Consider the following 26313-nt stretch of genomic DNA (forward strand, 5'->3'; position numbering starts at 1 on the left):
GGGGCTCTTTTTATTTTGGAAATTTCATTGTTTAAAATAAACGAAAACCCTCAATACTAATACAATAATGCTTGTATTAATGAGGGGCTGAAAAAGATGGATCAAACTATGAATCCAAAACTTAAAAAATATAAACGTCTTTTCTTCACCGTAATGTTTTCTTGTGTTCTTTTTTTCGTTTTTTCCTTTTTTATTATCATTGTAGCTGCAAAAATTATGGGACCTCCCCCTGTTGCGGTTCCGCAAACGAGTGTCTTTTACGCTAATGATGACACTGTTATAGGACAAAGTAATGAAATGCAAAAACGCTATAATGTATCTCTCGATGAAATTTCTCCTTATGTAACAGGGGCGACACTATCTATTGAAGATCAACGATTCTACAAACATCATGGCTTTGATATGAAGCGCATTGCTGGTGCTATTGTTGCCGATTTAAAAGCAATGGCAAAAGTACAAGGTGCTAGTACTATCACACAACAGTATGCTCGTAACCTATACTTAGATCATGATAAAACGTGGAAGCGTAAACTATTAGAAGCAATGTATACCGTTCGTCTTGAAGTGAACTATAATAAAAATCATATTTTAGAAGGGTATTTAAATACAATTTATTACGGGCATGGTGCTTACGGAATTGAAGCTGCTTCCCGCCTGTATTTCGATAAAACTGCAAAAGAATTAACATTAGCAGAAGCTAGTATGCTCGCAGGCATTCCGAAAGGACCTAGTTTCTACTCTCCCTTTTTAAAAGAAGAGCGTGCCAAAGGGCGTCAATCTCTCATACTAAATGAAATGGTAGAACAAGGGTATATTACAAAACAGCAAGCTGCCTCAGCAAAAAAAGAAACACTTACTTTTGCCTCATTGGATACGAAAAAAGTTGCAGAAATTGCACCTTATTTCCAAGATGCTGTACAAGCTTCTCTTCTTCGTGATATCGGATTAGATGAGCAAGCCTTACAGCGAGGTGGCTTGCGTATTTATACAACGCTAGACCCTAAATTACAATCTGTAGCAGAGCAAGCTGTAAAAAATCATATACCTGAAACAACAAACATCCAAACTGCCCTCGTCTCTATGAATCCAACAACGGGTGAAGTGGCTGCCCTTGTTGGTGGAACTGATTATAATAAGAGTCAATTTAACAGAGCTACACAAGCTGCTCGCCAGCCCGGCTCTACATTTAAGCCATTCCTATATTATGCAGCCTTAGAACGAGGATTTACCCCTGCTACGCGCTTAAAAAGCGAATACACTGTATTCACTTTAGGTGACGGTGTTTCCAAATATAAACCGAAAAATTATAAAAACTATTATGCAGACGATTTTGTGACAATGGCACAAGCACTCGCCGTTTCTGATAACGTATATGCTGTGAAGACGAATTTATTTTTAGGCGAAGACATTCTTACAAAAACAGCGAAGCAATTCGGTATTACTAGCGCATTAAAAGATGTTCCGTCTCTTGCTCTCGGCACATCCCCTGTAAAACCAATTGAAATGGTCAATGCTTATAGCATGTTTGCAAACGGCGGAAAAGAAGTAAAACCAATCTTTATAAGGCGCATCGTTGATCATGAAGGAAATATGCTATACGACGCTCATTTAGAAAGTAAACAAGTTCTAGATAAAAGCAAAGCCTTTGTGATGGAAGAAATGATGGCAGGTATGTTTAATAAAAAACTAAGCAGTTATGCCGCTGTGACCGGTCAATCGATGTTATCAAAACTATCAAGAACATATGCCGGGAAATCTGGTTCTACAGAAACTGATAGTTGGATGATTGGATTTACCCCACAACTTGTAACAGGGGTTTGGATTGGATACGATCAACCTAAATCCATTTCAAACGTAGCAGAACAAGGATACGCGAAAAAAATATGGACCGATACAATGGAAAAAGGATTAGATGGACAGCCTAAAAAAGAGTTCAAACAACCAACAGATGTTGTTGCTGTCGACGTTAACCCTGAAAACGGTAAGATTGCTACAAAAAATTGTCCCATTTCTGTGAAAATGTACTTCGCAAAAGGTACAGAGCCAACTGAATATTGTATGGATCACGTTGATGATAAAGAAGAATTCGAAAAGGTTAGTGAAGAGAAGAAAAGGACGGGTTGGTGGAAGAAATATCTCCCGTGGTAAAAAAATAGCTGACGGAAATCCGTCAGCTATTTTTATTCACCTAATAATGCGTGGCGCAATTCCTCACTAGATTCGTTCCAAATTGCTTCATTATGCTCTTTTAAGAATGTACCAAGTACTTTTTTAGATGGTTCATCCATATGATCAATCATGATGTGACGCTTTAATGATTTATCCATTTTGTTTACATGCTCTGGAAGTGATTTATATCCGCGGCGAATTTCACGGTCAACTGTCATTTCACAAGCAGTTACACCTGCGTAATATGCACCGGTCGGTGTTCTTTCAATCGTTACCCAAACAAGCCAAAATGGTTTTCCGTTTGGAACATCATCTTTATTCGTTAAAAACTTAATTCCTTTTTCTACTGTACTACGCGCATGCATCGCACCGATATCAACGAACGCAGTTTTCTCTAATACATCAACAAATACAGGAGAAATATTTTCTAGGCTTAATGCCCCAACACCAAAACCACCATGCCCATCTGTTGAGTCATTCTTCACGATATTAAAACCGATTTTTTTCTTTTTCTCTGTCATATGTAAATTCCTCCTCGCTTAATAATTATAAAAGCCCGAAAATAGGCGCAATGATACTTTGTAAAAATCCATACACATACGGAATTACCACATTGAAAATAGGTTGAATTGTGTAATTGCTAAGCGGTGTAATAACAAGAATTAATAACGCAATTGCTCCATACTTTTCATACTGTGTCATTTTCGCACGAATATTCGCTGGTGCTAAATCTTCCACAACGCGATAACCATCAAGTGGTGGAATCGGTAGTAAATTAAACACAAATAAAACGATATTAAGAAAAATAAAAATTTGGAAAAACTGAATTAATGTATCTGTAACTGCAAATGGAAGTGCATGTAGCACACCTAGCGCTTGTAAACTATATAAAACGATTAAACCAATTGCACTTAAAATTAAATTACTAATTGGTCCCGCAATAGAAACTAATATTCCCGCAAGACGCGGTCTTTTAAAGTTATACGGGTTAACAGGCACTGGTCTTGCCCAACCGAATCCAAGAATTAATACAGCAATCATCCCGATAGGATCTAAGTGAGCCATCGGTGATAACGTTAACCGTCCTTGTTTTTTCGCTGTATCGTCTCCAAATTTATATGCAACATACGCATGTGCAAATTCATGCACAGATAGCGCAATAATAATCGCCATTGCTACCAATGGAATTTGGTGCAACGGGTATCTAAATAACTGATCCATAGTTCATCTCCTCTTCAATATGTCCAAAAAAGAAATTATTTGTTTTTCCGATTGTTCTTCCTCATAATCCGCTATAATAAGAGTGTAACTTACATAAAAGGAGCGATTGTACATGCCATACGTAACAGTGAAAATGCTAGAAGGACGCACAGAAGAACAAAAGAAAGCTCTTGCTGAGAAAGTAACAGCAGCAGTAAGCGAAACAACTGGTGCTCCTGAAGAAAACATCGTTGTTTTCATCGAAGAAATGTCTAAAAACCATTATGCAGTTGGCGGAAAACGCTTAAGCGACAAATAATTTCAAATTCTTTCATAAGAAGTAGCTCTTAGCTGCTTCTTATTTCTTTCCTTCTAATAACTCGATAATTCTCTCTTTATATTTTCCTTTTCTTCCATCTTCATAGATTAAATCATGCGGATAGAATAGCTTTTGATCCGTTCTCTTCTTACCCGTAATCGCCTCAACAATATCCGATTCGCGCGAAAGCTCCCTAAGTTCCCCGTTCGGCATAAGGAGTAAGATTGGTAGACGCTCTTCTTCTTCTCCTGCGCGGTAAAAGTCATACGGTAAGTCTGATGTTGAATCCACAACTAAATAATACTCTGGATCTAGTCCAATCTTTTTAAATAAGCTACTCAATTCCATCCAATTATCTAAACCGTGTTTATCTGTAAACTCTACATATTTAAATAGATTTCGATTCATAAAACGGCGACATAAGTCACTTAAAATTGGATCTTCTTCGTCTTGCCATACTTGGAAGTAATAATACATTACGTTCTCGTCTAGCTTTAAATAGTCCTCTACTGTTACCTCTTCTTCAAATAAAGAATAGAAATGAACAGGATGATATTTAAACGCATAATACTTCTCATGCAGTGATTTAGCTCGGTGTAAAATCTTCGTTAAAATTACTTCTGCACTACGTGTTACTGGATGGAAATATACTTGCCAATACATTTGATAACGACTCATAATATAATGCTCTACAGCATGCATACCACTATTTTTAATGACAACTTGATTACCATACGGGCGCATGACACGCAGTATACGTTCCATATCAAAGTTCCCATACTTTACACCAGTAAAATATGCATCTCTTAATAAATAATCCATACGATCAGCATCAATTTGGCTTGAAATCATACTAATCGCTAATTTATTAGTGGATGTTTTCGCAATTACATCTGCTACCTTTTGCGGGAAATCTTTATCCACACGGCTTAATACACGATTAATTTCCGTATCACCAACGATAATCTTTTGCGTAAATTTCTCATGATCTAACGAAAATACTTTTTCAAACGAATGAGAAAATGGGCCGTGACCGACATCATGAAGTAATGAAGCACATAAACATAACAATCTATCTTCAGCATTCCAATTTGGTCTGCCATCAAACACATCATCAATCATACGACGAATAATTTCATATACACCTAACGAATGAGTAAAGCGACTATGCTCTGCACCGTGAAATGTAAAAAATGTCGTTCCAAGCTGCTTAATACGGCGCAAGCGTTGAAATTCTTTCGTTCCGATTAAATCCCAAATAACGCGATCACGCACGTGCACATATTTATGTACTGGGTCTTTAAACACTTTTGTTTCGCTGAGTTTGTCGTTTAAATATACCACTTTCCGACATCCCCCTTTCTTTACTGCATTCTTACTATATATTATAAACGATATAGGAAACAGAAAGAAATGAAAGACTATATTAATTCCTGTTATATAAAGAAAAATCACTTTTACGTCGGTAAAAGTGATTTTTCTTTATATATTATTTTCCTAAAACAAATTCAGCTACTTCGTCTAAGATCATTTCTTTACCTAGCGGGAAGTATCCTTTGTTTAGGTCTTCATTGCTAATTGTGAATACATGATTGTTTTTAACAGCGTTCATGTTTTTCCAAATTGATTCTTCTTGGAATTCTTTTAGACGCTGAGAACCGTCACCAGTTGTAAATACGAATAAATAATCTGGGTTGTAATCGATTAAAGCTTCTTTTTGTACTTGTACTAGCGGTTTATCAGTTGGTGTCCCTTTAACTGCCGGTAACTTTAAGTCATTAAAGATTACGCTACCGTAACCGTAGTCACCATATACGCGGAAAGCATTTGGATATGCAGCCATTTTCATGAATGTTGCATCACCAGTTTTAGCGATGATTTTGTCATGTAATTTGCTTGCTTTTTCCTCATACTGTTTGAACCATTCTTTTGTTTCTTTCTCTTTACCGAAGATTTGACCTACTTCTTCGAATTTTGGACGCCATTGGTCTAATGGAGTTTTTAACATAACTGTTGGTGCAATTTTAGATAATTGATCATAAATCTTTTCTTGACGATTGTTTACAAGAATTAAGTCCGGTTTTGCAGCAGCTACTGCTTCGATGTTAATTTTATCGCCCCAAGCAGAACCTACTGGTTTCACACCTTCTAATTTCTTTGCGATATGTCCATCAATTTTTTCTTGTGTTGTATTTGCAGTAATAATCGGTTTCATACCGAAAATTAATAATTCTTCTGTTGAACCACTAAGGTCAGCAATTTTCTTTGGATTTGCAGGGATTTTAATTTCCCCTTTTGCGTGTTGTACAGTGCGCTCTTCAGTCTTCGCATCTGCTTTCTTTTCTTCTTCTTTGTTAGAACAAGCTGCAAATAGTACAGAAGTAACAACTAGTACCATTGCTAATAGTGCCATTTTAAAATTCTTCATATTCCGACTCCTTCTAGCTGTATTTCTCTTATAATTTGCATGTAACTATAAGAAACGAAAACAACATTTAATTAATATATTTTTATTAATTGTTGTTTATAACCCGTTCTAAAGGGCGTTCAACTTCCCATCCGTGGGTAAGAAGCTCAACGTCCATTAGAACTCCCCCTCTCACCTCTTTAAGAGGGGGAAATTCTATTAATTATGCTTTTTTACGCAATTGATTATTAATCATAGCTAAATCGTATGTTAAACAAATTGGTTTACAGTTTACTGGACATGGAACGATTTGAGCTTCGATTTCAAATACGTTACGAAGCGTTTCACTTGTCATAACTTCATCTGGCGTTCCTTGTTTCATTAACTTCCCAGCTTTTAATGCAATCATATGATCAGAGAAACGAGAAGCATGATTTAAATCGTGAATAACCATAACAATCGTTCTGCCTTCTTCTTTGTTTAACTTCTTCAGTAAGTTTAATACCTCAAGTTGATGAGCCATATCTAAGTATGTTGTTGGTTCATCTAACACGAGTAAATCTGTTCCTTGTGCAAGAGCCATCGCAATCCATACACGTTGACGTTGACCACCTGATAAAGCTTCTGCTGGACGATTTGCGAATTCTGTCATCCCCGTCACTTCAAGAGCCCAATGAATGTAGCGATAATCCTCTTCTTTCAATGTTCCAAATCCTTTTTGATGAGGAAAACGTCCATATGAAACAAGTTCAAACACAGTAAGGCCTGTTGGCACTTCTGCAGTTTGTGGTAAAATCGCCATTTTCTTTGCGATTTCTTTCGTTGGCTGTTTCTCAATTGCTTTTCCATCAAGATAAACAGTACCTCGTTTTGCTTTCAAAATACGAGAAGCCGTTTTTAATAATGTGGATTTCCCGCAACCATTTGGTCCAATAATCGTTGTAATTTGTCCTTCCGGAATTTCAACTGTTAATCCATCTATAATTAACCCTTCATTATAGCCAACAGATACCGCATCAACCGCTAAAGTTGCCATACAAAAAGCCTCCCTTTATTTTGTCCTCATAAGTAAATATATGAAATATGGTGCGCCAATTACAGAAATAACAAGACCGACCGGTATTTCTGAAGTTGGTAACACACTTCTTGAGATTACATCTGCAAATAAAAGCAAGAACGTTCCTATTAATGCAGCCGTTGGTAACATAATTTGATGTTTACCACCAACGAGACTTCTCGCTAAATGCGGAGCCATTAAACCGATAAAACCAATGCCGCCCGCCACCGCAACAGATGCACCAGCTAAACAAACTGCAATAAATAATAATTTACGTCTTTCCTTTTCTACATTTACACCAAGGCCAACTGCTGTAGAGTCGCCTAAATTCATTACATTTAATATGTGCGCTTTACTAATGGCAAGTGGTAAGAAAATAACCATCCATGGGAGTACACTTAGTACGAACTTCCAATCTGTTCCCCATAAACTTCCTGCCAACCAAATCGTTGCAAAACGGAAGTCGTTCGATGTCATCTTCATAGAAAAAATTAAACTAACAGCACCAAATCCGGCTGCAACAGCGATACCAACAAGAATTAATCGAGTGGATGAAACTCCGTCTTTCCATGCTAGTAAATAAATAATAACCGCTGCTAATATCGCACCAATTAGTGCGAAGAATGGAAGGATAAATACAGATAAGAATGTACCAGTTCCAACTTTTCCAAAGAAAAAGTAGACGAATACAACAACTGTTAATCCCGCTCCGGCGTTAATACCGATAATACCTGGATCAGCAAGTGGATTTCGTGATAACCCTTGCAAAATTGCACCTGACATAGCTAATGCAGAACCAACTAATATAGCAATAACCATACGTGGCATACGAAATTCAAATAAAATAACAGATTGATCTTCTGCACCTAATCCAACCAATGACTTTAATACATCTATTGGAGGTATTTTAAATGTTCCTGTATTTAAACTTACTAAAAATACAGCAACGATTAATCCTACTAAAATCGTTAAAATAGAAATGTTCTTTTTTGTTAAGACGCTCGTCCTCACATTTTTCCTCTCCCTTCATTACGTGCTAAGTAGAGGAAGAATGGAACTCCAATTAGCGCTGTAATTGCCCCAATTGGCGTTTCAAATGGTGGATTAATAACGCGAGATAACATATCTGCACATTCAATTAACAATCCACCTAAGACCGCAGAACATGGAATAACCCATCTATAGTCTGAGCCTACAAGGAAACGAGTCATATGCGGAATTACAAGTCCAACGAATCCAACCGATCCTGCCATAGAAACCGCAGAACCTGTTAATACAAGAACAAGTACTGTTCCGATAAATTTAATTAATGTCGTATTTTGACCAAGTCCAATCGCAATTTCTTCACCAAAGCTTAAAATTGTGATATATCTCGACATCATAATTGCTATAACGAGACAAACAAGACCAATCGGTACTAACATATTAATACTTTGCCATTTCACTCCGGCAACACCGCCTGCATTCCACATACTTACCTCTTGGGCAAGGTTGAAATACAATGCAATTCCAGATGAAATTGCCCCTAATAAAGCACTAATTGCTGCACCTGCTAAAGCTAATTTTACAGGCGTTAATCCACCTGGTGAAGAAGACCCAATACCATATACAATGCTCGCTCCAAACGCAGCTCCAATAAATGATGCGATAACAAACATTAAATAAGGTGAATTAGGGAAGAATGCATACATAATTGCAATCCCAAATACAGCTCCATCTGTAATTCCCATTAACGATGGTGATGCAAGTGGATTTCGTGTCATACCTTGCATAATTGCACCTGATACCGCTAAAAAGGCACCTGCAACTACGCCCCCTATTGCTCTAGGCATGCGAAGTTCTTGAATTACGTTATGATGCGTTATAGACCCATCAAACTGAAATACAGCTTGCCAAACGGTCTTTAAACTAATATCTGCTGCACCAAACGAAATAGAAACTGCCATGCTTAAAGCTAACAAAATTGTGCCTGCTATTAAAATAATAGAAGCAACGAGCGGTCTGCTCTTAATCTCTTTAACATTCACATCTTGCTGTTCTATACTCCTTGCGCTCGCTTCCATCCCTCAACCATCCTAACCAACAACATATATTTAATAAAATGAAATTTATTCTCAAATAGTAATAAAAAAATTAGATGAATTGATTTTTCCTGATAATGATTCTCAGAATCAGACACTTTCTATTTTACCTATCGCTTCAAAAGACTGTCAACCATTATTTTGAAATACAAATTCATATAGATCGAAATTTTAATGAACAGGTGATGTCCATCCTACATCGCATGTTAGTCTCCATCAATTGTACTTTCGCAGAATAGATCATTCCTCTTATGGACATAAAAAAAGAAGAGTAATCTGTTCACTCTTCTTTTTCTTACTTATTTAACTTTGCTTCAATTTTTACAATTAATTCGTCTTCTGTTGGAGCCGCAACTGGACGATTATTTACAAACGCGAATGATTTTTTACGACCAGGACCGCAGTAAGACTGACATGCAACCTCAATCGTTGCACATGAATCTACTTTTTTTAACTTCGGAATCAACGTTTTAACGTTCGTTGCCTGACAATCATCACACACACGAAATTCGTTTCCCATTATATATAACACTTCCTCTATTTTAAACTTTTCACAAGTACATTTAAAAATAAACACTAAATGGTATTTTACCGCTCTTTGAGGCTTGTTGCAAGTCTCCGGGCGTAGCTCCATTCCTATATAAGGCTACCTATTTTTTATATTTTCTCCTTCAAAAGCTTTCATCATTCATAGCCACATTTCTTCTCTTCATTGAAATCTACCATATTTTTAAAAGCTTTGTATAAAAGCTCATTTTTTTGCCCATTATAAAAATAGGAAGTTCATAAAAAGAAAGGGAGTTGAATCTATGAAAGTAAGACAAGATGCTTGGACAGACGAGGACGATTTATTACTTGCTGAAACAGTGCTTCGCCATGTTCGAGAAGGAAGTACTCAATTAAATGCTTTTGAAGAAGTAGGAGATCAGTTAAATCGCACATCTGCTGCTTGTGGTTTCCGCTGGAATGCTGTTGTTCGCTATAGCTATGAACAAGCTCTTCAACTAGCAAAAAAACATCGTAAAGATAAAATGCGTGCTGCGGGCGGTGAACAGGCAAAAAAACGTTTACTTTATACACCACCAGCTTCAGCGGCGATAACTGATTATGAAGAACACGTACCGTATGAAACAGCTGTTCAATATACAGAAGCTATTCCATATCAAGAGCCGACTGTTCCTGCTCCAAAAAACTCAATAACAATGCAAGATGTTATTTACTTTTTACAAACAGTTGGATCTTCAAATATAAAAGTAACAGCTCTTGAAAACGAGAATACGAGATTGAAACAAGAAATTAAAGCGCAAATTTTGCGAAATGAAGAACTAGAAAAGAAACTAGAAAAATTAGAACAACAATCTCATACTGTACAAGAGGATTACGAAACACTTATGAATATTATGAACCGTGCTCGTAAATTAGCAGTAATGGATGATGAGGAACGCTCACAAACATCTTTCCGCATGGATCGAAACGGTAACTTAGAAAAAATTGCAGAATAAAAAGGATGCATATGTGCATCCTTTTCTTATTTCACTTCAACCATATGTGCTTCTTCAACTTTAGAATCTCCCTTTATATATGGGAAACCCCTTTCTTCATTTTTTGCTATAATAAAGATTGTCATTTTATAAATAAGGGGTTAGTTATATGAGCAATTCCCGTTCGATTTTATCTCAGCCAGAGTGGCGCATTGTGGATCAGTCTAGTTTAGGACCAACATTCCATGCGTTGCAGTCATTCGCAATGGATGACACATTATGCACAAGTATTGGAAATGGCGAATCAGCTGCAACAATGCGCTCTTGGGTTCATCACAATACAATTGTACTTGGCATTCAAGATTCACGCCTACCACATTTAGAAGAAGGTATTTCCTTTTTAAAACAAAACGACTTTAATGTTATCGTTCGTAATTCCGGTGGACTTGCTGTCGTACTTGATGAAGGTGTTTTAAACGTATCACTTTTATTCCAAGAAACAGAAAAAGGTATCGACATCGATCTTGGATACGATACAATGTGGCATTTAATTAAGGAAATGTTAAAAGATTACGATGTTACTATCGAGGCAAAAGAAATTGTTGGTTCTTATTGCCCTGGTAGCTATGATTTGAGCATTCGCGATCAAAAATTTGCTGGTATTTCTCAGCGTCGTATTCGCGGAGGCGTTGCTGTACAAATTTACTTATGTGCGACAGGAAGCGGATCTGAGCGCGCGGCCCTCGTTCGTGATTTTTACAACGTAGCAATTCAAGGAGAAGAAACACGATTTACGTATCCTGAAATTGTGCCAAGTACGATGGCTTCACTATCTGAATTACTTGGCGAAACAATTACAGTGCAAGATTTAATGATGCATCTTTTAAAAACGTTGCAACAATTCGCTCCAAAGTTAACACCATCTCAACTAACGTTGGATGAAGTCCCTTTATATGAGATGAATTTACAACGTATTATTGATCGTAACAATAAGGCACTTGGTTTAGAAAAATAAAAAACAAAAATGACCACCCTCATTCCGTTATACACGAAATAGGGTGGTCATTTTTCATATCAATTCGTTATAGAATTAAAGTGCTTGAGCTGCTGTAATTAAAGCTAACTTGTACACTTCTTCTTCGTTACATCCACGAGATAGATCGTTTACAGGCATATTTAAACCTTGTAAGATCGGTCCTACTGCTTCGAAGTTACCTAAGCGTTGAGCGATTTTGTAGCCGATATTACCAGCTTCTAAGCTTGGGAATACGAATACGTTAGCATCACCTTTAATTGTAGAACCTGGAGCTTTTTTCTCAGCTACAGATGGTACGAATGCAGCATCGAATTGGAATTCTCCATCTAAAGTTAATTCAGGAGCCATTTCTTTTGCAATGCGAGTTGCTTCTACAACTTTTTCTGTTTCTGGAGATTTCGCAGAACCTTTTGTAGAGAAGCTTAACATAGCAACGCGTGGGTCCATGCCGAATAGTTCAGCAGTTTTCGCGCTTTCGATACCAATTTCAGCTAAATCTTGGCTATTTGGTGCAATGTTAATTGCGCAATCAGCGAATACATACTTCTCTTCTTCACGTACCATGATGAATACGCCTGAAGTTTTTGTAACGCCTGGTTTTGTTTTAATGATTTGAAGTGCTGGACGAACTGTATCAGCAGTAGAGTGAATTGCACCGCTTACTAAACCGTGTGCTTTGCCCATGTATACAAGCATTGTACCGAAGTAGTTTTCGTCTTTAAGGATTTTGCGAGCATCTTCTTCTGTCGCTTTGCCTTTACGGCGTTCAACGAAAGATGCTACCATTGCATCCATTTCTTCGTATGTAGCTGGATCGTAAATATCAACGCCTGCTAATGTTAAGTTCATGCTAGCAGCTTTTGCGCTAATTTCTTCTTTATTACCAACTAAAATTGGTTTTACTAACTCTTCTTTTGCTAAACGCTCTGCAGCGCCTAGAATTCTTTCATCAGTTCCTTCAGGAAGTACGATAGAAATGCCTTTTCCTTGAACTTTTTCTTTTACTGTTGTAAATAAATTGCTCACGAATAAACCCTCCTACAAATGTTAAAAACTCTACCTTTAAGAATACTTCTTTTCAGCTATATTTTAAACTTATAGCTCCCAAAAAATAGATAAAATTAAAATGATTATATTTTCATAAAATTCAGCCGAGAAATAAAGCCTACTTAATCCTTATTTTCTCCCGTTTTCCGGTAAATATAAATGTGACAGTTTTATGCACCGAAACTTTATATAGATGTTTTTAAACCTATATATGCTATAGTTAACGTGTAAAATATCATTAACTGAGGTGAATAGAATGAGTGAAGCAACAACAACGTTAGATGGCTGGTATTGTTTACATGATTTACGTTCTATTGATTGGGCAGCATGGAAAACATTATCTAGTGACGAACGCGGACAAGCAGTGTCTGAATTTTTAAATGTCGTTGAAAAATGGAACGAAGTAGCTACTGCAAAAAAAGGCAGTCATGCAATGTATACAGTTGTTGGTCAAAAAGCAGATATTATGCTTATGATCTTACGTCCAACAATGGAAGAGTTAAATGAAATCGAAACAGAATTAAATAAAACAACATTAGCTGAATATTTAGTTCCTGCATATTCTTACGTATCTGTTGTTGAACTAAGCAACTATCTTCCAGCTGATGAAGACCCATACCAAAACCAACAAGTCTTAGCTCGCTTATATCCTGAGTTACCGAAAGCAAATCACATTTGCTTCTATCCAATGGATAAGCGTCGCCAAGGTAATGATAACTGGTATATGCTTCCTATGGATGAACGTAAGAAACTTATGTACAGTCATAGCAAAATCGGTCGCCAGTACGCAGGTAAAGTGCGCCAAGTTATTTCAGGATCAGTTGGATTTGATGATTTTGAGTGGGGTGTAACATTATTTGCTGACGATGTTCTTCAATTTAAGAAACTTATATATGAAATGCGCTTCGATGAAGTAAGTGCTCGCTACGGTGAATTTGGAACATTCTTTGTGGGAAACATTTTACCAAGTGAAAAAGTAACAACATTTTTACACATATAATATAAAAAAAGGAACGAAATTCGTTCCTTTTTTTATTACCCTCTACATTAACCTGCAAAAACCTTCTTTTCTCTGCAAATTTGAACAAAAATCGACAAATTCTTTTCAAATTTCTTGTAAGATTGTAACCTTTTCACATCCAAATTTATGCTAAAATGGTACGAGCTATATGCTAATAACGATGCGAAGGTGATAATGTATATGAAGAAAATCTTGTCTATTTCACTATTGTTTCTATTGTCATTTTCTTCCTTAGGAGTAACAACATCCCATGCGGAAGAAAAAATACATATAGAGGCAGCTGCTGCACTTCTATTTGATGCAGATACAGGAAAAATACTGCATGAACAAAATCCAGATGAATTACTAGCTATCGCTAGTATGTCAAAATTAATTGTTGTTTATGCCGTATTAGAAGCAATTAAAGAAGGAAAAATCACTTGGGATACGAAAGTAAACATTTCTGATTACGCTTTTGAAGTTTCACGTAATAATGAATTCTCTAACGTACCGTTCGAAAAGGGACGCCAATATACCGTAAGAGAATTATATCATTCTATCGTTATCTTCTCTGCGAATGGATCTAGTATTGCTTTAGCAGAATTACTTGCAGGAAGTGAAAAGAACTTCTTAAATCTTGCAAATGAACATGCGAAAAAACTAGGGTTAAAGAAATATAAATTCGTAAACGCTACTGGGTTAAACAACGCTGATTTAAAAGGAAAACATCCTGAAGGAACTGATCCGAATGGAGAAAACTCCATGTCAGCTCGCGATATGGGTATTCTTTCAAAAACAATTATTACAAAGTATCCAGAAATGCTAGAGGATACAAAACAAAGATTTAGAAACTTCCCAGATAATCATCCGAAACCAATTCGTATGGAAAATTGGAACTGGATGTTACCAGGTGCCGCTTTCTCTTATGAAGGAGCAGATGGTTTAAAAACAGGAAGTTCTGATACCGCTGGGTATGGGTTCACTATTACAGCAAAACGCGGTGATTTACGTCTTATTTCTGTTATTATTAAAACGAAATCAATGGACGAACGTTTCACAGAATCTCGCGCATTAATTGAATATGGATTTAATAACTTCGAAAAACAGAAATTAAAAGTAGATAAAAATAACAAAATTTCTGTAGTAAAAGGAAAAGAAGACTACGTAACAGTTGCACCAGAAAAAGAAGTGACAGTAGTTACTGCAAAGGGTAGCAAAGCACCTTACAAAATTTCTACTGAAGCGGATAAGTCACTCGCTGAAGATGGACATTTAGTTGCTCCTATTAAGAAAGATGCAAAGGTCGGTTCCATCGTTTTAGAACCAACTGATAAATACGGTTTCTTAGACGGAAATAAAAGTATGAAAGTTACTGCAAAAACGACTGAAGAAGTAGAAAAAGCAAATTGGTTCGTATTAACAATGCGTTCAATTGGCGATTTCTTCTCAAACTTATGGTCTAAAGTATTTTAATGATGAAAAGCTAGCTCACGCTAGCTTTTTTTATTTTCCCCTCTAAATGTAAAACTTCGTTTGGTTGTCATATCTGCGTCCTTTTTCTCATACGTATGAACTAGTAATTGTTCCACACTTCATCTAGAAAAAACCTCTTTCCAAAGGGTATTCCAAAAAGAGAGGTGACACATAATGGGTGTTATCGCACATACAGAAGAAGATGTAAAGTTATTAGCTAGACTCATGCGTGCTGAAGCTGAAGGAGAAGGCCAACAAGGCATGCTAATGGTTGGAAATGTCGGTGTAAATCGTGTCCGCGGAGATTGCTTAGACTTTAAAAAAGTCCGAAATTTACGTCAGATGGTTTATCAAAATCCTGGTGGTTTTGAAGCAACTCAAAAAGGGTATTTTTATCAACGAGCGAGAGAACAAGATATCGCCTTAGCCCGCCGGACAATTCAGGGACAACGTTTTTGGCCCGCCAACTTCTCCCTATGGTTCTTTAGGCCTGAAGGTCCTTGCCCGCCAACTTGGTATAACCAACAAAATTCAGGACGTTTTAAAAAGCACTGCTTCTTCCAACCATCCGGTGAGGATTGTCCAAGCGTATATTAAGGAATGAAAATGAGGAGGGATTTTTGAATGGCACAGCAACAAAACCCGTACTACGGAACAGGTTTTTATCAACCATCTGGAACTTATGTACAACCGCAACAAATGACCGCGCAGCAACAGCAACAACAGCAAGCGATGCAACAACAAGTTGCTCAGGCTCAACTTGCAGTTTCTCAAGGGATGTTACCACTAGAGCAATCGTATATTGAAAACATCCTTCGTTTAAATAAGGGTAAGCCAGCTACAGTTGTAATGACTTATGAACGTGGTAGCTCGCTTGGCACACAATCTTATACAGGGATTATCGAGGCAGCCGGCCGTGATCATATCGTTATTAGTGAGCCGAAATCTGGAAAACGCTTTTTACTACTAATGATTTATTTAGATTATGTAGAATTCCCAGGAGAAATTGCGTATTTACCTGGTCAACAAGCAACTTATGCTCCAAGACCATAAAAAAAAGCTGGCGAATGCCAGCTTTTGTTTTTTATAACCCTTTTACAACTGCAGTTCCGACTAAAATCCACGCCACAATAAACGCTACACCACCGAGAGGTGTAATTGGGCCAAAGAATTTAATACCTGTTGTACTTAATGCGTAAAGACTGCCTGAGAACATAATAATCCCAGCTACCATAAGCCAACCCGCGGCGCTTAAAAGTGATGATTGCATTTTGTCCATTAATAGAGCAACTACAAATAAGCCACCTGCATGAAACATTTGATATGTAACGCCCGTCTTCCACACTTCTAACATTTTTGCAGAAATTTTATTTTCTAAACCATGTGCTCCAAAAGCCCCTAACGCAACAGATAGCCCCGCTGCAATACAACCTAGTAAAAAGAAAATTTTCATCTTAATTCCCCTTTTTATTTTTATCATAAGCAATTTTCACATATAATCCAAACGATTTAATCCTTAAAAATCAAATAAAGAATTACCATTTGCACCTTCTTCTTTTATATACACAGGTTCTCCAGAAACTGGCATAACCGGTTGAACTGTTGTTATAGGCTGAGATCCGATTATTTGTGATTGAACTTGTGGTTCTCTATACGTAGAAGGCTCAACTTGTTCATCTAATAATAAATCACATAATGCACGCACAACTAATAAATGCTCTTTTGATTTTTGTCCTTCACTACTTTTTGCCTTTGCAATTTCACTCGCCATTTTATTTAAAACCTTATCGCTAGATACTTGCATTCCTTGTCACCTCTTACTTTGTAGTTCTTTCTCAAATTGCCCCAGTTTCTCCACTGAACCAAATACTATTATCATATCATGTTCTTGCAGTTTTTCCTGCCCCGTTGGATTATGGATAATATTCCCATCTCTCAAAATTGCTAAAATTGTTACATCAAATTGATTTCTCACATTACTCTCTAGTAACGATTTACTGGCTAGGATAGAATCTTTACCAACTTGAATTTCTTCAATTACAAATGATTGCTCTATTCCATACAATACTGTATCAATATAATGAACTGTTAACGGATTCGCAATACCTTTTGCGATATGAATTCCTGCCATACTAGATGGATTAATAACCTTATTTGCACCAGCGCGCCGTAATTTCTCTTCTGTTTCTGGCTTTTCAGCTCTTGCTACAATTTTAATTGCATCATTAAGCCCTCTTGCCGTTAATGTAATAAATACATTTTCTGCATCGTTTGCTACGATAGCCACTAGACCCGCTGCCTTCGAAATTCCGGCATTATGTAACACTTGATCTTCAGCTGCATCCCCATGTACATATAAAAGCTTTTCCTGTTCGAATATACTTTCATCTTTATCCACAACTACAAATGGGATTTTCTTTTCCTGTAATTCATGTACAACTTGAAGCCCTACTCTTCCGCAACCACATACTATAATATGCTTTTGTAACTGTGCTATTTGTTTATCCATCTTCTTCCTCCGCACCGCATGAAATAAGTTACCCTCAATGATCATAGCTGCTACTACCCCCATTGCATACGTAACGATACCGACGCCAACAGGTATAATAAGGAGCGCAAAAAATTTTCCTGCCTGTGTTACAGGCACTACATCACCATATCCAACCGTTAATACAGTAATCATCGTCATCCAAAATGCTTGAAACAAGCTAATCTCTTCAATTGTCATAAATCCTAGCGTTCCTAGAATTACAACAAAGGTCATACATATAACTGCTATCCATAATTGCTTACGTGCATTCATATTATATTTCAACTCTTTTCTCTATCTACAATCTTTGCCAAAGGAAATGAAATACCTATATACTAGAAACGGAATCTATGAAAGAGGTTGATATAATGAAGCTATTTCTTTCTGCCTTACAATGGGCACTATTTATTTTAGCTGGAAGTCTTATTGTACCAATTAGTGTTGCAACTAGTTACGGCCTCGACGGCGCTGAAGCTATCGCGTTTGTACAAAGGACATTATTTGTTCTCGGTTTTGCCGGCCTACTGCAAGCTATATTCGGTCATAAACTTCCTATTCAAGAAGGTCCCGCAGGCCTTTGGTGGGGAATTTTCTCCCTGTATGCAAGTTTAGGCGTCGTATTATTTGGATCAAGCAATGAAACACTTAAGGTCCTTCAGTACGCTTTCCTATTAAGTGGCATCATTTGTATTATTCTTAGTGTTTTTGGACTAATCGATAAACTAGTTCGTTACTTTACACCTACAGTAATTGGAACGTATTTATTCCTTCTTGTCGCACAACTTAGTGGCTCCTTCTTAAAAGGGATGTTTGGCCTTGATGGACAACATACAGAAGTACAACCAAAGGTATTTATTCTTTCACTCATTGTTATTTTACTATCTTTTTTCATTATGAAGCTACCTATTATTGGACAATATTCCGTTCTTTTCAGTATCGTCTGCGGCTGGATATTATTCGCGTGCTTCGGATTATCTAATCCAGTAACACCTGTGACAGATATAATTCGTCTTCCATCTCTATTTGTTTTCGGAATGCCCCGCATTGAATGGAACATGGCAATTACGGTCGTTTTCGTCACACTACTACTTCTAACAAATATGTTAGCAAGTATTCGCGTTGTACAAAAGGTTGTTTCTAAGTATGAAGAAAATGCCGCGGAGAACCGATTCAAACAAGCTGGCATTATAACAGGAATAAATCAATTGCTAGGCGGTCTATTTTCAGCCATTGGTCCTGTCGCCATTTCTGGATCCGCAGGATTTATTGCAACGACAAATATTTATAAGCGCCTTCCATTTATGTTAGGGTCAAGCTTTATCATTCTTGTTAGTATATTCCCAAAGATTACTTCATTCTTTGCGGCAATCCCCGTTGCAGTTGGGTATGCTGCGATTTATCCTGTATTTGCAAGCATGATTGGTCTCGCTTTTCGCGAATATGACACTGTACAAAATAAAGAACAATTATTTAAAGTAGCAGGTCTTTCAATCTTTATAGGAATCGGAGTTATGTTCGTTCCAGCCGGAGCATTTTCTACGCTGCCGCCATTTTTAGCATCATTTTTAAGTAACGGTCTCGTTCTTGGATCTGTCATGGCTATCTTGCTGGAAATACTATTTTCTCGTTCGCACGAAAAACAACTATCTTAAATTGGAAAACTTCCATTATTGCACTCTACCTTTAGAGTTGTTACGATAATGATAAAGTGAAACTTTAATCAGTGGGGGTTTTGTTCATCACCCACTGATTATTAGCCCACATCAATCGGGCGTTTGCGGTATAAATTATCATGGGCAACACGCTCATGATAATTTATACTAACAATGCAGAACTTCTCCTAATTTCATGCAAAGAAGTTCGATGTCTTACTATATATTCCCCACTATCTTCATAAAAATTTATTTCTATTCCAACAAAGAAAGGAATTTTCGATATGACTTATAAAATGATTGTTTTAGATTTAGATGATACTTTATTACGCGATGACCATACCATTTCACCTCGTACGAAAGAGGCTTTAATGACAGCACAAGAGCAAGGAGTTAAAGTAGTACTTGCTTCTGGGCGTCCAACGTTTGGTATGCGCAACGTCGCAAAAGAGCTTCGTTTAGAAGAATACGGCAGCTTCATTCTATCTTTTAACGGCGCAAAAATTATTAACTGTAAAACAAATGAAGAAATCTTTAGTAGTACGCTATCTCCTGAAATCGTTCACAACCTATTTGAAATTAGTAAAACTGAAGATGTATGGATTCATACTTATATTGGCGATGATATCGTAACAGAAGAAAATAATCCTTATACTGAAATTGAGGGCGACATTACTGGTATGCCAATCGTTGTAGTAGATGATTTTAAAGCCGCTGTAACAGAGCCTGTAGTAAAAGTATTAATGAACAAAGAAGCTGAACGCCTTGTTGAAGTAGAAAAGAAATTACAAAAACAGCTAGAAGGCCAATTAAGCGTTATGCGTTCTAAACCATTCTTCTTAGAATTTACTGAACATGGTGTTACAAAAGGAACGAGCTTAAACCAATTAACCCAAAAACTTGGCATTAAGCGTGAAGAAGTTATCGCAATGGGCGATAGCTATAACGACCAATCGATGATTGAATTTGCCGGTCTTGGCGTTGCAATGGGTAATGCGCCAGATGATATTAAAGAAATTGCAAACTATATAACAGATACAAATATGAATGATGGCGTTGCTAAAGTTGTAGAGAAATTCGTACTAAAAAGCGAAGTGCTTGTTTAATATTTTCATTCATAAAACCTATTTGAAGTCAAATACTTCAAATAGGTTTTTATTTAAATTACAATGCTTTTGTGACTATATTTTGAACTTTGCACTATTCTCGTAGTGTAAACTTTCTTTTTGTATATAATGGAACAAAATAGACTATTTTATTTTGAAAAAGAATACAAATTTACTATATACAAGCATACGTTAAAGGAGGCTATTTCATGTTATCTACACCAATCGGACGATTAAGAGCAATCGGCTTAATTGAGGGGATTTCTTTCCTATTACTATTATTTGTAGCAATGCCATTAAAATATTTTGCAGGGTTTGCAACAGCTGTTAAAATTACAGGTATGGCTCATGGCGTTTTATTCATACTATTCATCTTTGCGGTAATTCAAGTAACAATCGTACACCGTAAAACAATTTTATGGGCACTTGGGGCACTTGTTGCATCAGTTATCCCATTTGGTACTTTTGTACTAGATGCAAAACTAAAAAATGAACAATAATAAGAAGGTAGTTAACGACTGTTAACTACCTTTTCTATTTACAAATTTGGGATCTGCCAATCGATTTCTCTTTCACTCATATTAGCTAAAATCGTATTTACTTTAGAATATGGCTTACTGCCAAAGAAACCACGTCTTGCTGATAGTGGGCTTGGATGTACAGATTCAATGATATGGTGATTCGTCTTTGTAATTAACTTTTTCTTCGCCTGTGCATGGCGTCCCCATAATATGAAAATAACTGGCTTTTCACGTTCATTTAATAGCTCAATTACGCGATCTGTGAAATGCTCCCATCCTTTTCCTTTATGAGAATTTGCTTCACCTTGACGAACCGTTAATACAGTATTTAATAATAATACTCCTTGCTCCGCCCATTTTACTAAATAACCGTTATTCGGAATTTCATAACCGTATTCATCTCGAAGTTCTTTATACATATTTAGCAATGATGGCGGCGTTTTAATACCAGGTTGTACAGAAAAGCTTAAACCATGTGCTTGATTCGGTCCATGATATGGGTCTTGTCCTAAAACAACGACCTTTGTATTTTCATAACTTGTATACTGAAGAGCTTTAAAAATATCTTCTTTCTTTGGATAAATCACATGCGCCTCATACTCTTCTTTTAAAAAGTTAGCTAAAGATTGATAGTATTCTTTCTCAAATTCTGGCCCAAGTAATGGTCCCCAATCATTCTGCAAAATGTTTTCCATGCCTTCACTTCCTATCCAATTAATTCACCATATCCTGCCTTGTAAATACTATAAATGAAATGATAAGAGATACTACTGCCCAAACCGTTAAATTCATTAAAGAAAATCCCATTGATAAACCTTGTAATGCAGGCAGTTTTCCTGATAAATAATCCGTTAGCGATAAGTTGACACTAAAAATGTATTTCGCACCTTCCCAAGACGTTGCAAACGAACTTAAAATGCCGCCTGCAATTAACGCAGCTAACATAACGCCCATACCAGCTGGTGTATTTCGAATTAAAACAGAGACCATAAATGATATAGTTCCAACAACGATAGCAACAAACCAAGCTAGTCCGTACGCCATTAAAATGTATTGCCACTGCGGAATAAGGTGTACAAAGTTTGTATTTAACGTTTCCTTATCAATGACGAATCCTGTTAACACAGGTAAATTCCATCCAGAGTATCCAAATACAAGCCCTGATAATGCATAAGCAAACACACCAACAAGAAGCAATATGAGCGAAATGAAAAATAACATCGTCACGTATTTACTAAGGAGTATTTTCCAGCGCCGAATTGGCCTCGTCAGAAGCATTTTCATCGTACCATCGCTTCGTTCTCCTGAAACAATATCAATGGCGACAATCATAACGAGCAATGGAATAAATAACGTTATTCCTTGTTCAATAAACGCCCTCACAAATGTCGGTGCTCCTGGCGCAGTCGGATTAATATCATGATCTAAATAATATTGTTGTTGCTCCACTCTTACTTTTAACCAATCACGCCATTCTTCTGGCAATCTAGAATTGTTCAAACGGTTTTGTGAATCAACAATTTGTTGCTGTAATGATACTTTCCAATCGGTCGTGCCCAGCCTTTTTTGCGTTGTTTCTATTTCACGATACTGAGCATACACAAAAAGCGGAATCAAGATTGCTAAAATAAGCATGACAACAACAATCCGTTTCTTACGATAAATCTTTTCTGATTCATTTAAAACTAGATTTGCAAATTCACGCATGTTGCTCACCCCTTGTGAGTTCAATAAATAAATCTTCTAGCGTAAATACAAGCTCTTTGACGCTATGTACATCTATCTCGTTTTCTACAAAGTGCTTATTCCAAACATTAATAGACGCAACATCCATACGACATAGTAAACGCTCATCTTCTATAATAACTTCCTCTACCTCTTCAGCAGCGTCTAACATGTCTTTCGCTTTGGAAATTGGTGTAACGACCCATTCTACACGATCACTCGCTGTTTTGATCAACTCTTCAATAGGTGCAACTGTTATCATTTTTCCTTTATGAATAATAGCAACACGGTCGCATATCATTTGTACTTCGCTTAATAAGTGACTCGAAATAAACACACTCATATTTTCTTCTTTTACAAGCTTATGTATAAATTCTCGCAATTCTCTAATCCCAGCTGGATCTAAACCATTCGTCGGTTCATCTAATATGAGCAATTTCGGGTTTCCAAGAAGCGCCTGTGCAATTCCGAGACGTTGTTTCATACCGAGGGAATATGTTTTCACCTTATCGTGAATACGCTCATCTAAATGAACCATTTTTGCAATTTCAATAATACGTTCATCTGATATATCCCCAAGCATGCGCGCAAATTGCTTTAAGTTTTCCCATCCCGTTAAATATGTATAAAGCTCTGGATTTTCAACGATACTTCCAATTTGACGCATCGCTTCCCTGAAATTTTCCTTAATAGAATAACCACCGATAGAAATAGTACCTTCTGTCGCTTTAATCAGTCCGACTAACATTCGAATTGTTGTCGTTTTCCCGGCTCCGTTCGGCCCTAAAAAGCCAAACACTTCTCCTTGTTTTACATCAAATGAAATGTCTTCTACAAGTGTCTTCTTTCCAATTACCTTCTTCACGTCTCGTACGGAAAGTATCATCGTCATTTTATCCCTCCTTGTTCTAGTTTTAGCTTACTTACGACGTTTTGGACTAATCGCTCTGCCATATATGTGTAACCTACTTCATTCGGATGAAAATGATCGGAGTATAATAAATCTTTTCCGCGATTTTGGAATAAATCAAATGTCGGTGTAATATATACATTTTTATCATTTAATGCTAACTTCTCTAAAGAAGCATTCCAATCAACAACAATATTTGATGAACCTCTTAAATCTTCTACATCCTCAAAAGGATTGTATAAACCTAGCCAAAAAATAGGACTATCTGTGTTTAATTTACGAATTTCTTCTATAATTTTCTTTGCTTCATTTTGAAACGTTTCTGTATCAGGACGATACGTCTCTAAATCTATTTTCCCGAGCGATTCCCACCCTGGGAACAAATCATTTCCTCCAATTGTTAAAACAATTACATCTGCTTGCTTAATTGAATATTGAGCTCCGCTGCTTTCGATTTGTTTTAATAAATCGGGCATTTTCGCACCACTAACTGCCAAATTGGTTAGTGCAACTTTTTGTTTATAATCTTTTTGTAAATCCTCTTTCATTCGTCCAATATAGCCAATTCCTTCTTTATCACCAACGCCGCGCGTTAACGAATCACCTAAACTAACTATTTGTAACGTTCCTGTTTTCTTTTTCTCTTTTTCCACTACGTCAGTCTTCGTAATTAATTTTGAAGCTTTCGGATTTAATACATCATTTACACCCGAAACAAAACCGTATGCAAATAAACAGAAAGACGCAATTGTAATGAATAGAATTACTTTTACTAATTTTGATCTCATATCAAAACCCCTTTTAGCCCCTATAGATTGTCCATAATTATACCAAACGAATTTTCGAAAAGCGATTTTCACACCTTCTCTATTATGTCGTTTCCCTATCTACCAAATTTGGTAATAGCTCTACATGTTTCACATCTATTTCCTCATCATTAATCTTTTCATATAATAATTCAAATGCCTTTACACCAACATTTTTACTAGAATGCGAAATCGTCGTAATACCTAATATATCTGCCACCTCTTGATCATCACATCCGATAATTGTAATATCCTCTGGGATACGAATTCCTTGTTTTTTCGCCTCCGTTACCATTCCTGCAGCAATATGATTGCAAGATACAAGAAACGCCGTCGGTTTTACAGACATACTAGCCCATTCCCTGACTACATTGCGCCCATCTTCCACCGTAAAACAGCCTTTAAACTTCCAGGCATCTAACGGTGTTACAACAATCTGTTGAAGTGAATCATCATACGCCTTTTTTCGCCTTTGGCTATTAATGCTATTACTTCTTCCAATGCAATATCCAATACGTGTATGGCCAGCATCTATTAAGCTTTTCATCCCGCGCGAAAATACTTTGTAGTAATCAATATGTACACTTGAAATGAAATTCGAATCTATTTCCTCACACATCACAATTGGACCAAACTTCGTATACTCTTCAAGTTTTTCCTTACTATTTGTCCTTGAACATATAATTACTCCATCAAGCTTTTTCATTTTTAACATATGTAAAATTTCAAGCTCTTTTTCTTCGCTATAATTTGTCTGGCAAAGCATCATATTATAATTGTTCTTTGCGGTTTCCTTCGATATCCCCCCAATAATGGCACTGTAATATTGATCATTTACGTGCGGCAATAAAACGCCAATTACATTCGTTTTTCCTTTCACTAAATGAATAGCATTCACATTTTGCGTATAATTTAATTCTTCTATAATCGCTAAAATCTCTTTTCGTTTCTGTTCATTCACATACGGATGATTATTGAGTACACGTGAAACAGTTGAAACAGATACCCCAGCAAGTTCAGCAATCTTTCTTATATTAGTCATCTCATTCTTCCCCTCCCCGCAAAAATTCTTGCTTGACCTGGTAAGCTTTCCACAGTATATCCTTTCCTAGCAAATACATTTTGAAAGGATATACAACTATGCTTCGATTCAAATTAGAATATATATTTTTCATTGGCGGTTTACTCATTCTCGCCATCGGCATTAATATGATGACGACCATTACTTCCTTTGGACTTAGCCCTTATGATTCCTTCTTTATTGCACTATATCAAAATTTTGGGATAAGTATTGGTTTTTGGATTTTCATGATTAACTTTGTTTTTACCTTGATCGTACTCTTTTGGGATAAAAAACAAATTACAATCGGCACAATTGTCACAATGATTCTTATTTCTCTTTTTGTTGATTGGGTTGGTTCCGTTACAACTATTATGGATGCTATCCGCTCTCTTCCAAAATATATAACACTTATTTGTGGAAATCTATTCGTCGGAGCCGGAATTGGTCTTTACGTCTCTACAAACCTTTGCGCGGCACCTCAAGAAGCTTTCGTTTTAACCGTTGCCGAGAAGAAAAAATGGACATTTAGAAGAACAGAAATTTCATTAGCCTTTTTATTTTTAACATTAAGCTTTTTATTAGATGGACCAATCTATTTTGGAACAATTATCTTATCCTTTACAACAGGTTGGATCATTCAAGCATTTATTCAAATCGGTACGCAGATTTTAAATAGAAAAAAACCTATTAAGCAAGCCGCTTAATAGGTTTTTTCGTTTTATTAGATGCA

Annotated in this window: 29 protein-coding genes; 12 read left to right on the forward strand and 17 right to left on the reverse strand. The window is 36.6% G+C overall.

From position 1 onward, the window contains the following. The first annotated feature begins 96 nt into the window (after window positions 1–96). On the forward strand, window positions 97–2148 hold the full coding sequence (locus ACFVQC_RS17735) for a transglycosylase domain-containing protein (protein ID WP_377898802.1): 2052 nt from the start codon (window positions 97–99) through the stop codon (window positions 2146–2148). A 32-nt stretch (window positions 2149–2180) separates the two neighbouring features. Here the strand turns inward: ACFVQC_RS17735 and ACFVQC_RS17740 are convergent, their stop codons facing one another. Continuing rightward, on the reverse strand, window positions 2181–2690 hold the full coding sequence (locus tag ACFVQC_RS17740; protein ID WP_377898803.1) for a YwhD family protein: 510 nt from the start codon (window positions 2688–2690) through the stop codon (window positions 2181–2183). Window positions 2691–2715: 25 nt separating this feature from the next. Continuing rightward, window positions 2716–3390, reverse strand: coding sequence for a site-2 protease family protein (locus ACFVQC_RS17745; RefSeq protein WP_377889656.1), 675 nt, complete (start codon window positions 3388–3390; stop codon window positions 2716–2718). Between the two features lie 112 nt (window positions 3391–3502). On the opposite strand from ACFVQC_RS17745, the gene ACFVQC_RS17750 reads away from it, so the two are divergent. Then, window positions 3503–3688 carry a 2-hydroxymuconate tautomerase gene (locus ACFVQC_RS17750; RefSeq protein WP_001147171.1) on the forward strand — a complete coding sequence of 62 codons (186 nt, stop codon included), beginning with the start codon at window positions 3503–3505 and terminating at the stop codon, window positions 3686–3688. A gap of 39 nt (window positions 3689–3727) precedes the next feature. Here the strand turns inward: ACFVQC_RS17750 and ACFVQC_RS17755 are convergent, their stop codons facing one another. From ACFVQC_RS17755 to ACFVQC_RS17780, 6 genes are all read right to left on the reverse strand, one after another. Next, complete coding sequence (locus tag ACFVQC_RS17755) at window positions 3728–5032, reverse strand: HD domain-containing protein (RefSeq protein WP_002113111.1); 1305 nt, start codon at window positions 5030–5032, stop codon at window positions 3728–3730. 145 nt (window positions 5033–5177) lie between these two features. Beyond that, window positions 5178–6116, reverse strand: coding sequence for an ABC transporter substrate-binding protein (locus tag ACFVQC_RS17760; protein ID WP_377889658.1), 939 nt, complete (start codon window positions 6114–6116; stop codon window positions 5178–5180). 202 nt (window positions 6117–6318) lie between these two features. Further along, window positions 6319–7131: an ABC transporter ATP-binding protein gene (locus ACFVQC_RS17765; RefSeq protein ID WP_000212073.1), complete on the reverse strand. Its 813-nt coding sequence runs from the start codon at window positions 7129–7131 to the stop codon at window positions 6319–6321. 15 nt (window positions 7132–7146) lie between these two features. Then, entirely contained in the window at window positions 7147–8163 is a 1017-nt protein-coding gene (locus ACFVQC_RS17770; RefSeq protein ID WP_377889660.1) for a FecCD family ABC transporter permease, read from the reverse strand. Continuing rightward, on the reverse strand, window positions 8160–9215 hold the full coding sequence (locus ACFVQC_RS17775; protein ID WP_002113119.1) for a FecCD family ABC transporter permease: 1056 nt from the start codon (window positions 9213–9215) through the stop codon (window positions 8160–8162). Before ACFVQC_RS17775 ends, ACFVQC_RS17770 begins: the two co-directional genes overlap by 4 nt. A gap of 313 nt (window positions 9216–9528) precedes the next feature. Further along, entirely contained in the window at window positions 9529–9753 is a 225-nt protein-coding gene (locus ACFVQC_RS17780) for a YuzB family protein (RefSeq protein WP_000526075.1), read from the reverse strand. Between the two features lie 289 nt (window positions 9754–10042). Here ACFVQC_RS17780 and ACFVQC_RS17785 point away from each other — a divergent pair, with 289 nt between their 5' ends. Further along, window positions 10043–10735 (forward strand): RsfA family transcriptional regulator, encoded by a 693-nt coding sequence (locus ACFVQC_RS17785; RefSeq protein ID WP_377889663.1) that lies wholly within the window; start codon window positions 10043–10045, stop codon window positions 10733–10735. Between the two features lie 148 nt (window positions 10736–10883). Beyond that, window positions 10884–11729, forward strand: coding sequence for an octanoyl-[GcvH]:protein N-octanoyltransferase (lipL, locus tag ACFVQC_RS17790; protein WP_377898804.1), 846 nt, complete (start codon window positions 10884–10886; stop codon window positions 11727–11729). Between the two features lie 75 nt (window positions 11730–11804). On the opposite strand, the gene pta is transcribed toward lipL, so the two are convergent. Beyond that, window positions 11805–12776, reverse strand: coding sequence for a phosphate acetyltransferase (gene pta / locus ACFVQC_RS17795; protein ID WP_002144665.1), 972 nt, complete (start codon window positions 12774–12776; stop codon window positions 11805–11807). A gap of 277 nt (window positions 12777–13053) precedes the next feature. Between pta and hemQ the strand changes: the two genes are divergently transcribed. The 4 genes from hemQ to gerQ all read left to right on the forward strand — a co-directional run bounded on the left by hemQ (window position 13054) and on the right by gerQ (window position 16323). Further along, a complete protein-coding gene (gene hemQ / locus ACFVQC_RS17800) occupies window positions 13054–13797 on the forward strand; it encodes a hydrogen peroxide-dependent heme synthase (RefSeq protein WP_377889668.1) in 744 nt (247 codons plus the stop codon). Window positions 13798–13992: 195 nt separating this feature from the next. After that, window positions 13993–15270: a serine hydrolase gene (locus ACFVQC_RS17805; protein ID WP_377889670.1), complete on the forward strand. Its 1278-nt coding sequence runs from the start codon at window positions 13993–13995 to the stop codon at window positions 15268–15270. A gap of 174 nt (window positions 15271–15444) precedes the next feature. Then, a complete protein-coding gene (cwlJ, locus tag ACFVQC_RS17810) occupies window positions 15445–15867 on the forward strand; it encodes a cell wall hydrolase CwlJ (RefSeq protein WP_002144663.1) in 423 nt (140 codons plus the stop codon). A gap of 27 nt (window positions 15868–15894) precedes the next feature. Beyond that, window positions 15895–16323: a spore coat protein GerQ gene (gerQ, locus tag ACFVQC_RS17815; protein WP_219920990.1), complete on the forward strand. Its 429-nt coding sequence runs from the start codon at window positions 15895–15897 to the stop codon at window positions 16321–16323. A gap of 31 nt (window positions 16324–16354) precedes the next feature. Here the strand turns inward: gerQ and ACFVQC_RS17820 are convergent, their stop codons facing one another. From ACFVQC_RS17820 to ACFVQC_RS17830, 3 genes are all read right to left on the reverse strand, one after another. After that, complete coding sequence (locus ACFVQC_RS17820; protein ID WP_000688314.1) at window positions 16355–16723, reverse strand: DUF423 domain-containing protein; 369 nt, start codon at window positions 16721–16723, stop codon at window positions 16355–16357. 63 nt (window positions 16724–16786) lie between these two features. After that, a complete protein-coding gene (locus tag ACFVQC_RS17825; protein ID WP_001198367.1) occupies window positions 16787–17074 on the reverse strand; it encodes a YwdI family protein in 288 nt (95 codons plus the stop codon). Between the two features lie 6 nt (window positions 17075–17080). Next, the gene (locus ACFVQC_RS17830) at window positions 17081–18073 is read right to left on the reverse strand and encodes a potassium channel family protein (protein ID WP_377898805.1); all 993 of its coding nucleotides are present in this window, start codon (window positions 18071–18073) and stop codon (window positions 17081–17083) included. Window positions 18074–18168: 95 nt separating this feature from the next. Between ACFVQC_RS17830 and ACFVQC_RS17835 the strand changes: the two genes are divergently transcribed. The 3 genes from ACFVQC_RS17835 (at window position 18169) to ACFVQC_RS17845 (ending at window position 21058) form a co-directional block, all read left to right on the forward strand. Further along, complete coding sequence (locus tag ACFVQC_RS17835) at window positions 18169–19452, forward strand: purine/pyrimidine permease (protein WP_377898806.1); 1284 nt, start codon at window positions 18169–18171, stop codon at window positions 19450–19452. 284 nt (window positions 19453–19736) lie between these two features. Further along, a complete protein-coding gene (locus ACFVQC_RS17840; protein ID WP_377898807.1) occupies window positions 19737–20558 on the forward strand; it encodes a Cof-type HAD-IIB family hydrolase in 822 nt (273 codons plus the stop codon). Window positions 20559–20767: 209 nt separating this feature from the next. Then, window positions 20768–21058: a DUF3817 domain-containing protein gene (locus ACFVQC_RS17845; protein ID WP_002144657.1), complete on the forward strand. Its 291-nt coding sequence runs from the start codon at window positions 20768–20770 to the stop codon at window positions 21056–21058. Window positions 21059–21096: 38 nt separating this feature from the next. Here the strand turns inward: ACFVQC_RS17845 and ACFVQC_RS17850 are convergent, their stop codons facing one another. The 5 genes from ACFVQC_RS17850 to ACFVQC_RS17870 are packed head-to-tail and all read right to left on the reverse strand — an operon-like array spanning window position 21097 to window position 25562. Further along, window positions 21097–21774, reverse strand: a complete 678-nt coding sequence (locus ACFVQC_RS17850) for a uracil-DNA glycosylase (protein ID WP_377889680.1) — start codon at window positions 21772–21774, stop codon at window positions 21097–21099. A 19-nt stretch (window positions 21775–21793) separates the two neighbouring features. Then, window positions 21794–22786, reverse strand: a complete 993-nt coding sequence (locus ACFVQC_RS17855) for an ABC transporter permease (protein ID WP_219920995.1) — start codon at window positions 22784–22786, stop codon at window positions 21794–21796. Further along, window positions 22779–23696 carry an ABC transporter ATP-binding protein gene (locus ACFVQC_RS17860; protein WP_144507323.1) on the reverse strand — a complete coding sequence of 306 codons (918 nt, stop codon included), beginning with the start codon at window positions 23694–23696 and terminating at the stop codon, window positions 22779–22781. The genes ACFVQC_RS17855 and ACFVQC_RS17860 overlap by 8 nt, the downstream gene beginning before the upstream one ends. Further along, window positions 23693–24574, reverse strand: a complete 882-nt coding sequence (locus tag ACFVQC_RS17865) for an SGNH/GDSL hydrolase family protein (RefSeq protein WP_377898808.1) — start codon at window positions 24572–24574, stop codon at window positions 23693–23695. The genes ACFVQC_RS17860 and ACFVQC_RS17865 overlap by 4 nt, the downstream gene beginning before the upstream one ends. Before the next feature lie 10 nt (window positions 24575–24584). After that, window positions 24585–25562, reverse strand: coding sequence for a LacI family DNA-binding transcriptional regulator (locus ACFVQC_RS17870; protein WP_377898809.1), 978 nt, complete (start codon window positions 25560–25562; stop codon window positions 24585–24587). Window positions 25563–25660: 98 nt separating this feature from the next. On the opposite strand from ACFVQC_RS17870, the gene ACFVQC_RS17875 reads away from it, so the two are divergent. Beyond that, entirely contained in the window at window positions 25661–26287 is a 627-nt protein-coding gene (locus ACFVQC_RS17875; protein WP_377889687.1) for a YczE/YyaS/YitT family protein, read from the forward strand. The last annotated feature ends 26 nt before the right edge of the window (window positions 26288–26313 follow it).

It is taken from the genome of Bacillus sp. NPDC057893 (genome assembly GCF_042796455.1).
In the GTDB taxonomy this organism is placed as follows: Bacteria; Bacillota; Bacilli; order Bacillales; family Bacillaceae_G; genus Bacillus_A.

Coding starts and splice junctions, on each gene's coding strand:
- gerQ (WP_219920990.1), top strand. CDS start 15,895: ATGGCACAGCAACAAAACCCGTACTACGGAACAGGTTTTTATCAACCA.
- ACFVQC_RS17785 (WP_377889663.1), top strand. CDS start 10,043: ATGAAAGTAAGACAAGATGCTTGGACAGACGAGGACGATTTATTACTT.
- ACFVQC_RS17805 (WP_377889670.1), top strand. CDS start 13,993: ATGTATATGAAGAAAATCTTGTCTATTTCACTATTGTTTCTATTGTCA.
- ACFVQC_RS17740 (WP_377898803.1), bottom strand. CDS start 2,690: ATGACAGAGAAAAAGAAAAAAATCGGTTTTAATATCGTGAAGAATGAC.
- ACFVQC_RS17775 (WP_002113119.1), bottom strand. CDS start 9,215: ATGGAAGCGAGCGCAAGGAGTATAGAACAGCAAGATGTGAATGTTAAA.
- ACFVQC_RS17780 (WP_000526075.1), bottom strand. CDS start 9,753: ATGGGAAACGAATTTCGTGTGTGTGATGATTGTCAGGCAACGAACGTT.
- ACFVQC_RS17825 (WP_001198367.1), bottom strand. CDS start 17,074: ATGCAAGTATCTAGCGATAAGGTTTTAAATAAAATGGCGAGTGAAATT.
- ACFVQC_RS17835 (WP_377898806.1), top strand. CDS start 18,169: ATGAAGCTATTTCTTTCTGCCTTACAATGGGCACTATTTATTTTAGCT.
- ACFVQC_RS17820 (WP_000688314.1), bottom strand. CDS start 16,723: ATGAAAATTTTCTTTTTACTAGGTTGTATTGCAGCGGGGCTATCTGTT.
- ACFVQC_RS17875 (WP_377889687.1), top strand. CDS start 25,661: ATGCTTCGATTCAAATTAGAATATATATTTTTCATTGGCGGTTTACTC.
- lipL (WP_377898804.1), top strand. CDS start 10,884: ATGAGCAATTCCCGTTCGATTTTATCTCAGCCAGAGTGGCGCATTGTG.
- cwlJ (WP_002144663.1), top strand. CDS start 15,445: ATGGGTGTTATCGCACATACAGAAGAAGATGTAAAGTTATTAGCTAGA.
- ACFVQC_RS17850 (WP_377889680.1), bottom strand. CDS start 21,774: ATGGAAAACATTTTGCAGAATGATTGGGGACCATTACTTGGGCCAGAA.
- ACFVQC_RS17870 (WP_377898809.1), bottom strand. CDS start 25,562: ATGACTAATATAAGAAAGATTGCTGAACTTGCTGGGGTATCTGTTTCA.
- ACFVQC_RS17760 (WP_377889658.1), bottom strand. CDS start 6,116: ATGAAGAATTTTAAAATGGCACTATTAGCAATGGTACTAGTTGTTACT.
- ACFVQC_RS17745 (WP_377889656.1), bottom strand. CDS start 3,390: ATGGATCAGTTATTTAGATACCCGTTGCACCAAATTCCATTGGTAGCA.
- ACFVQC_RS17735 (WP_377898802.1), top strand. CDS start 97: ATGGATCAAACTATGAATCCAAAACTTAAAAAATATAAACGTCTTTTC.
- ACFVQC_RS17765 (WP_000212073.1), bottom strand. CDS start 7,131: ATGGCAACTTTAGCGGTTGATGCGGTATCTGTTGGCTATAATGAAGGG.
- ACFVQC_RS17830 (WP_377898805.1), bottom strand. CDS start 18,073: ATGAATGCACGTAAGCAATTATGGATAGCAGTTATATGTATGACCTTT.
- ACFVQC_RS17750 (WP_001147171.1), top strand. CDS start 3,503: ATGCCATACGTAACAGTGAAAATGCTAGAAGGACGCACAGAAGAACAA.
- ACFVQC_RS17840 (WP_377898807.1), top strand. CDS start 19,737: ATGACTTATAAAATGATTGTTTTAGATTTAGATGATACTTTATTACGC.
- ACFVQC_RS17845 (WP_002144657.1), top strand. CDS start 20,768: ATGTTATCTACACCAATCGGACGATTAAGAGCAATCGGCTTAATTGAG.
- ACFVQC_RS17860 (WP_144507323.1), bottom strand. CDS start 23,696: ATGACGATGATACTTTCCGTACGAGACGTGAAGAAGGTAATTGGAAAG.
- hemQ (WP_377889668.1), top strand. CDS start 13,054: ATGAGTGAAGCAACAACAACGTTAGATGGCTGGTATTGTTTACATGAT.
- ACFVQC_RS17855 (WP_219920995.1), bottom strand. CDS start 22,786: ATGCGTGAATTTGCAAATCTAGTTTTAAATGAATCAGAAAAGATTTAT.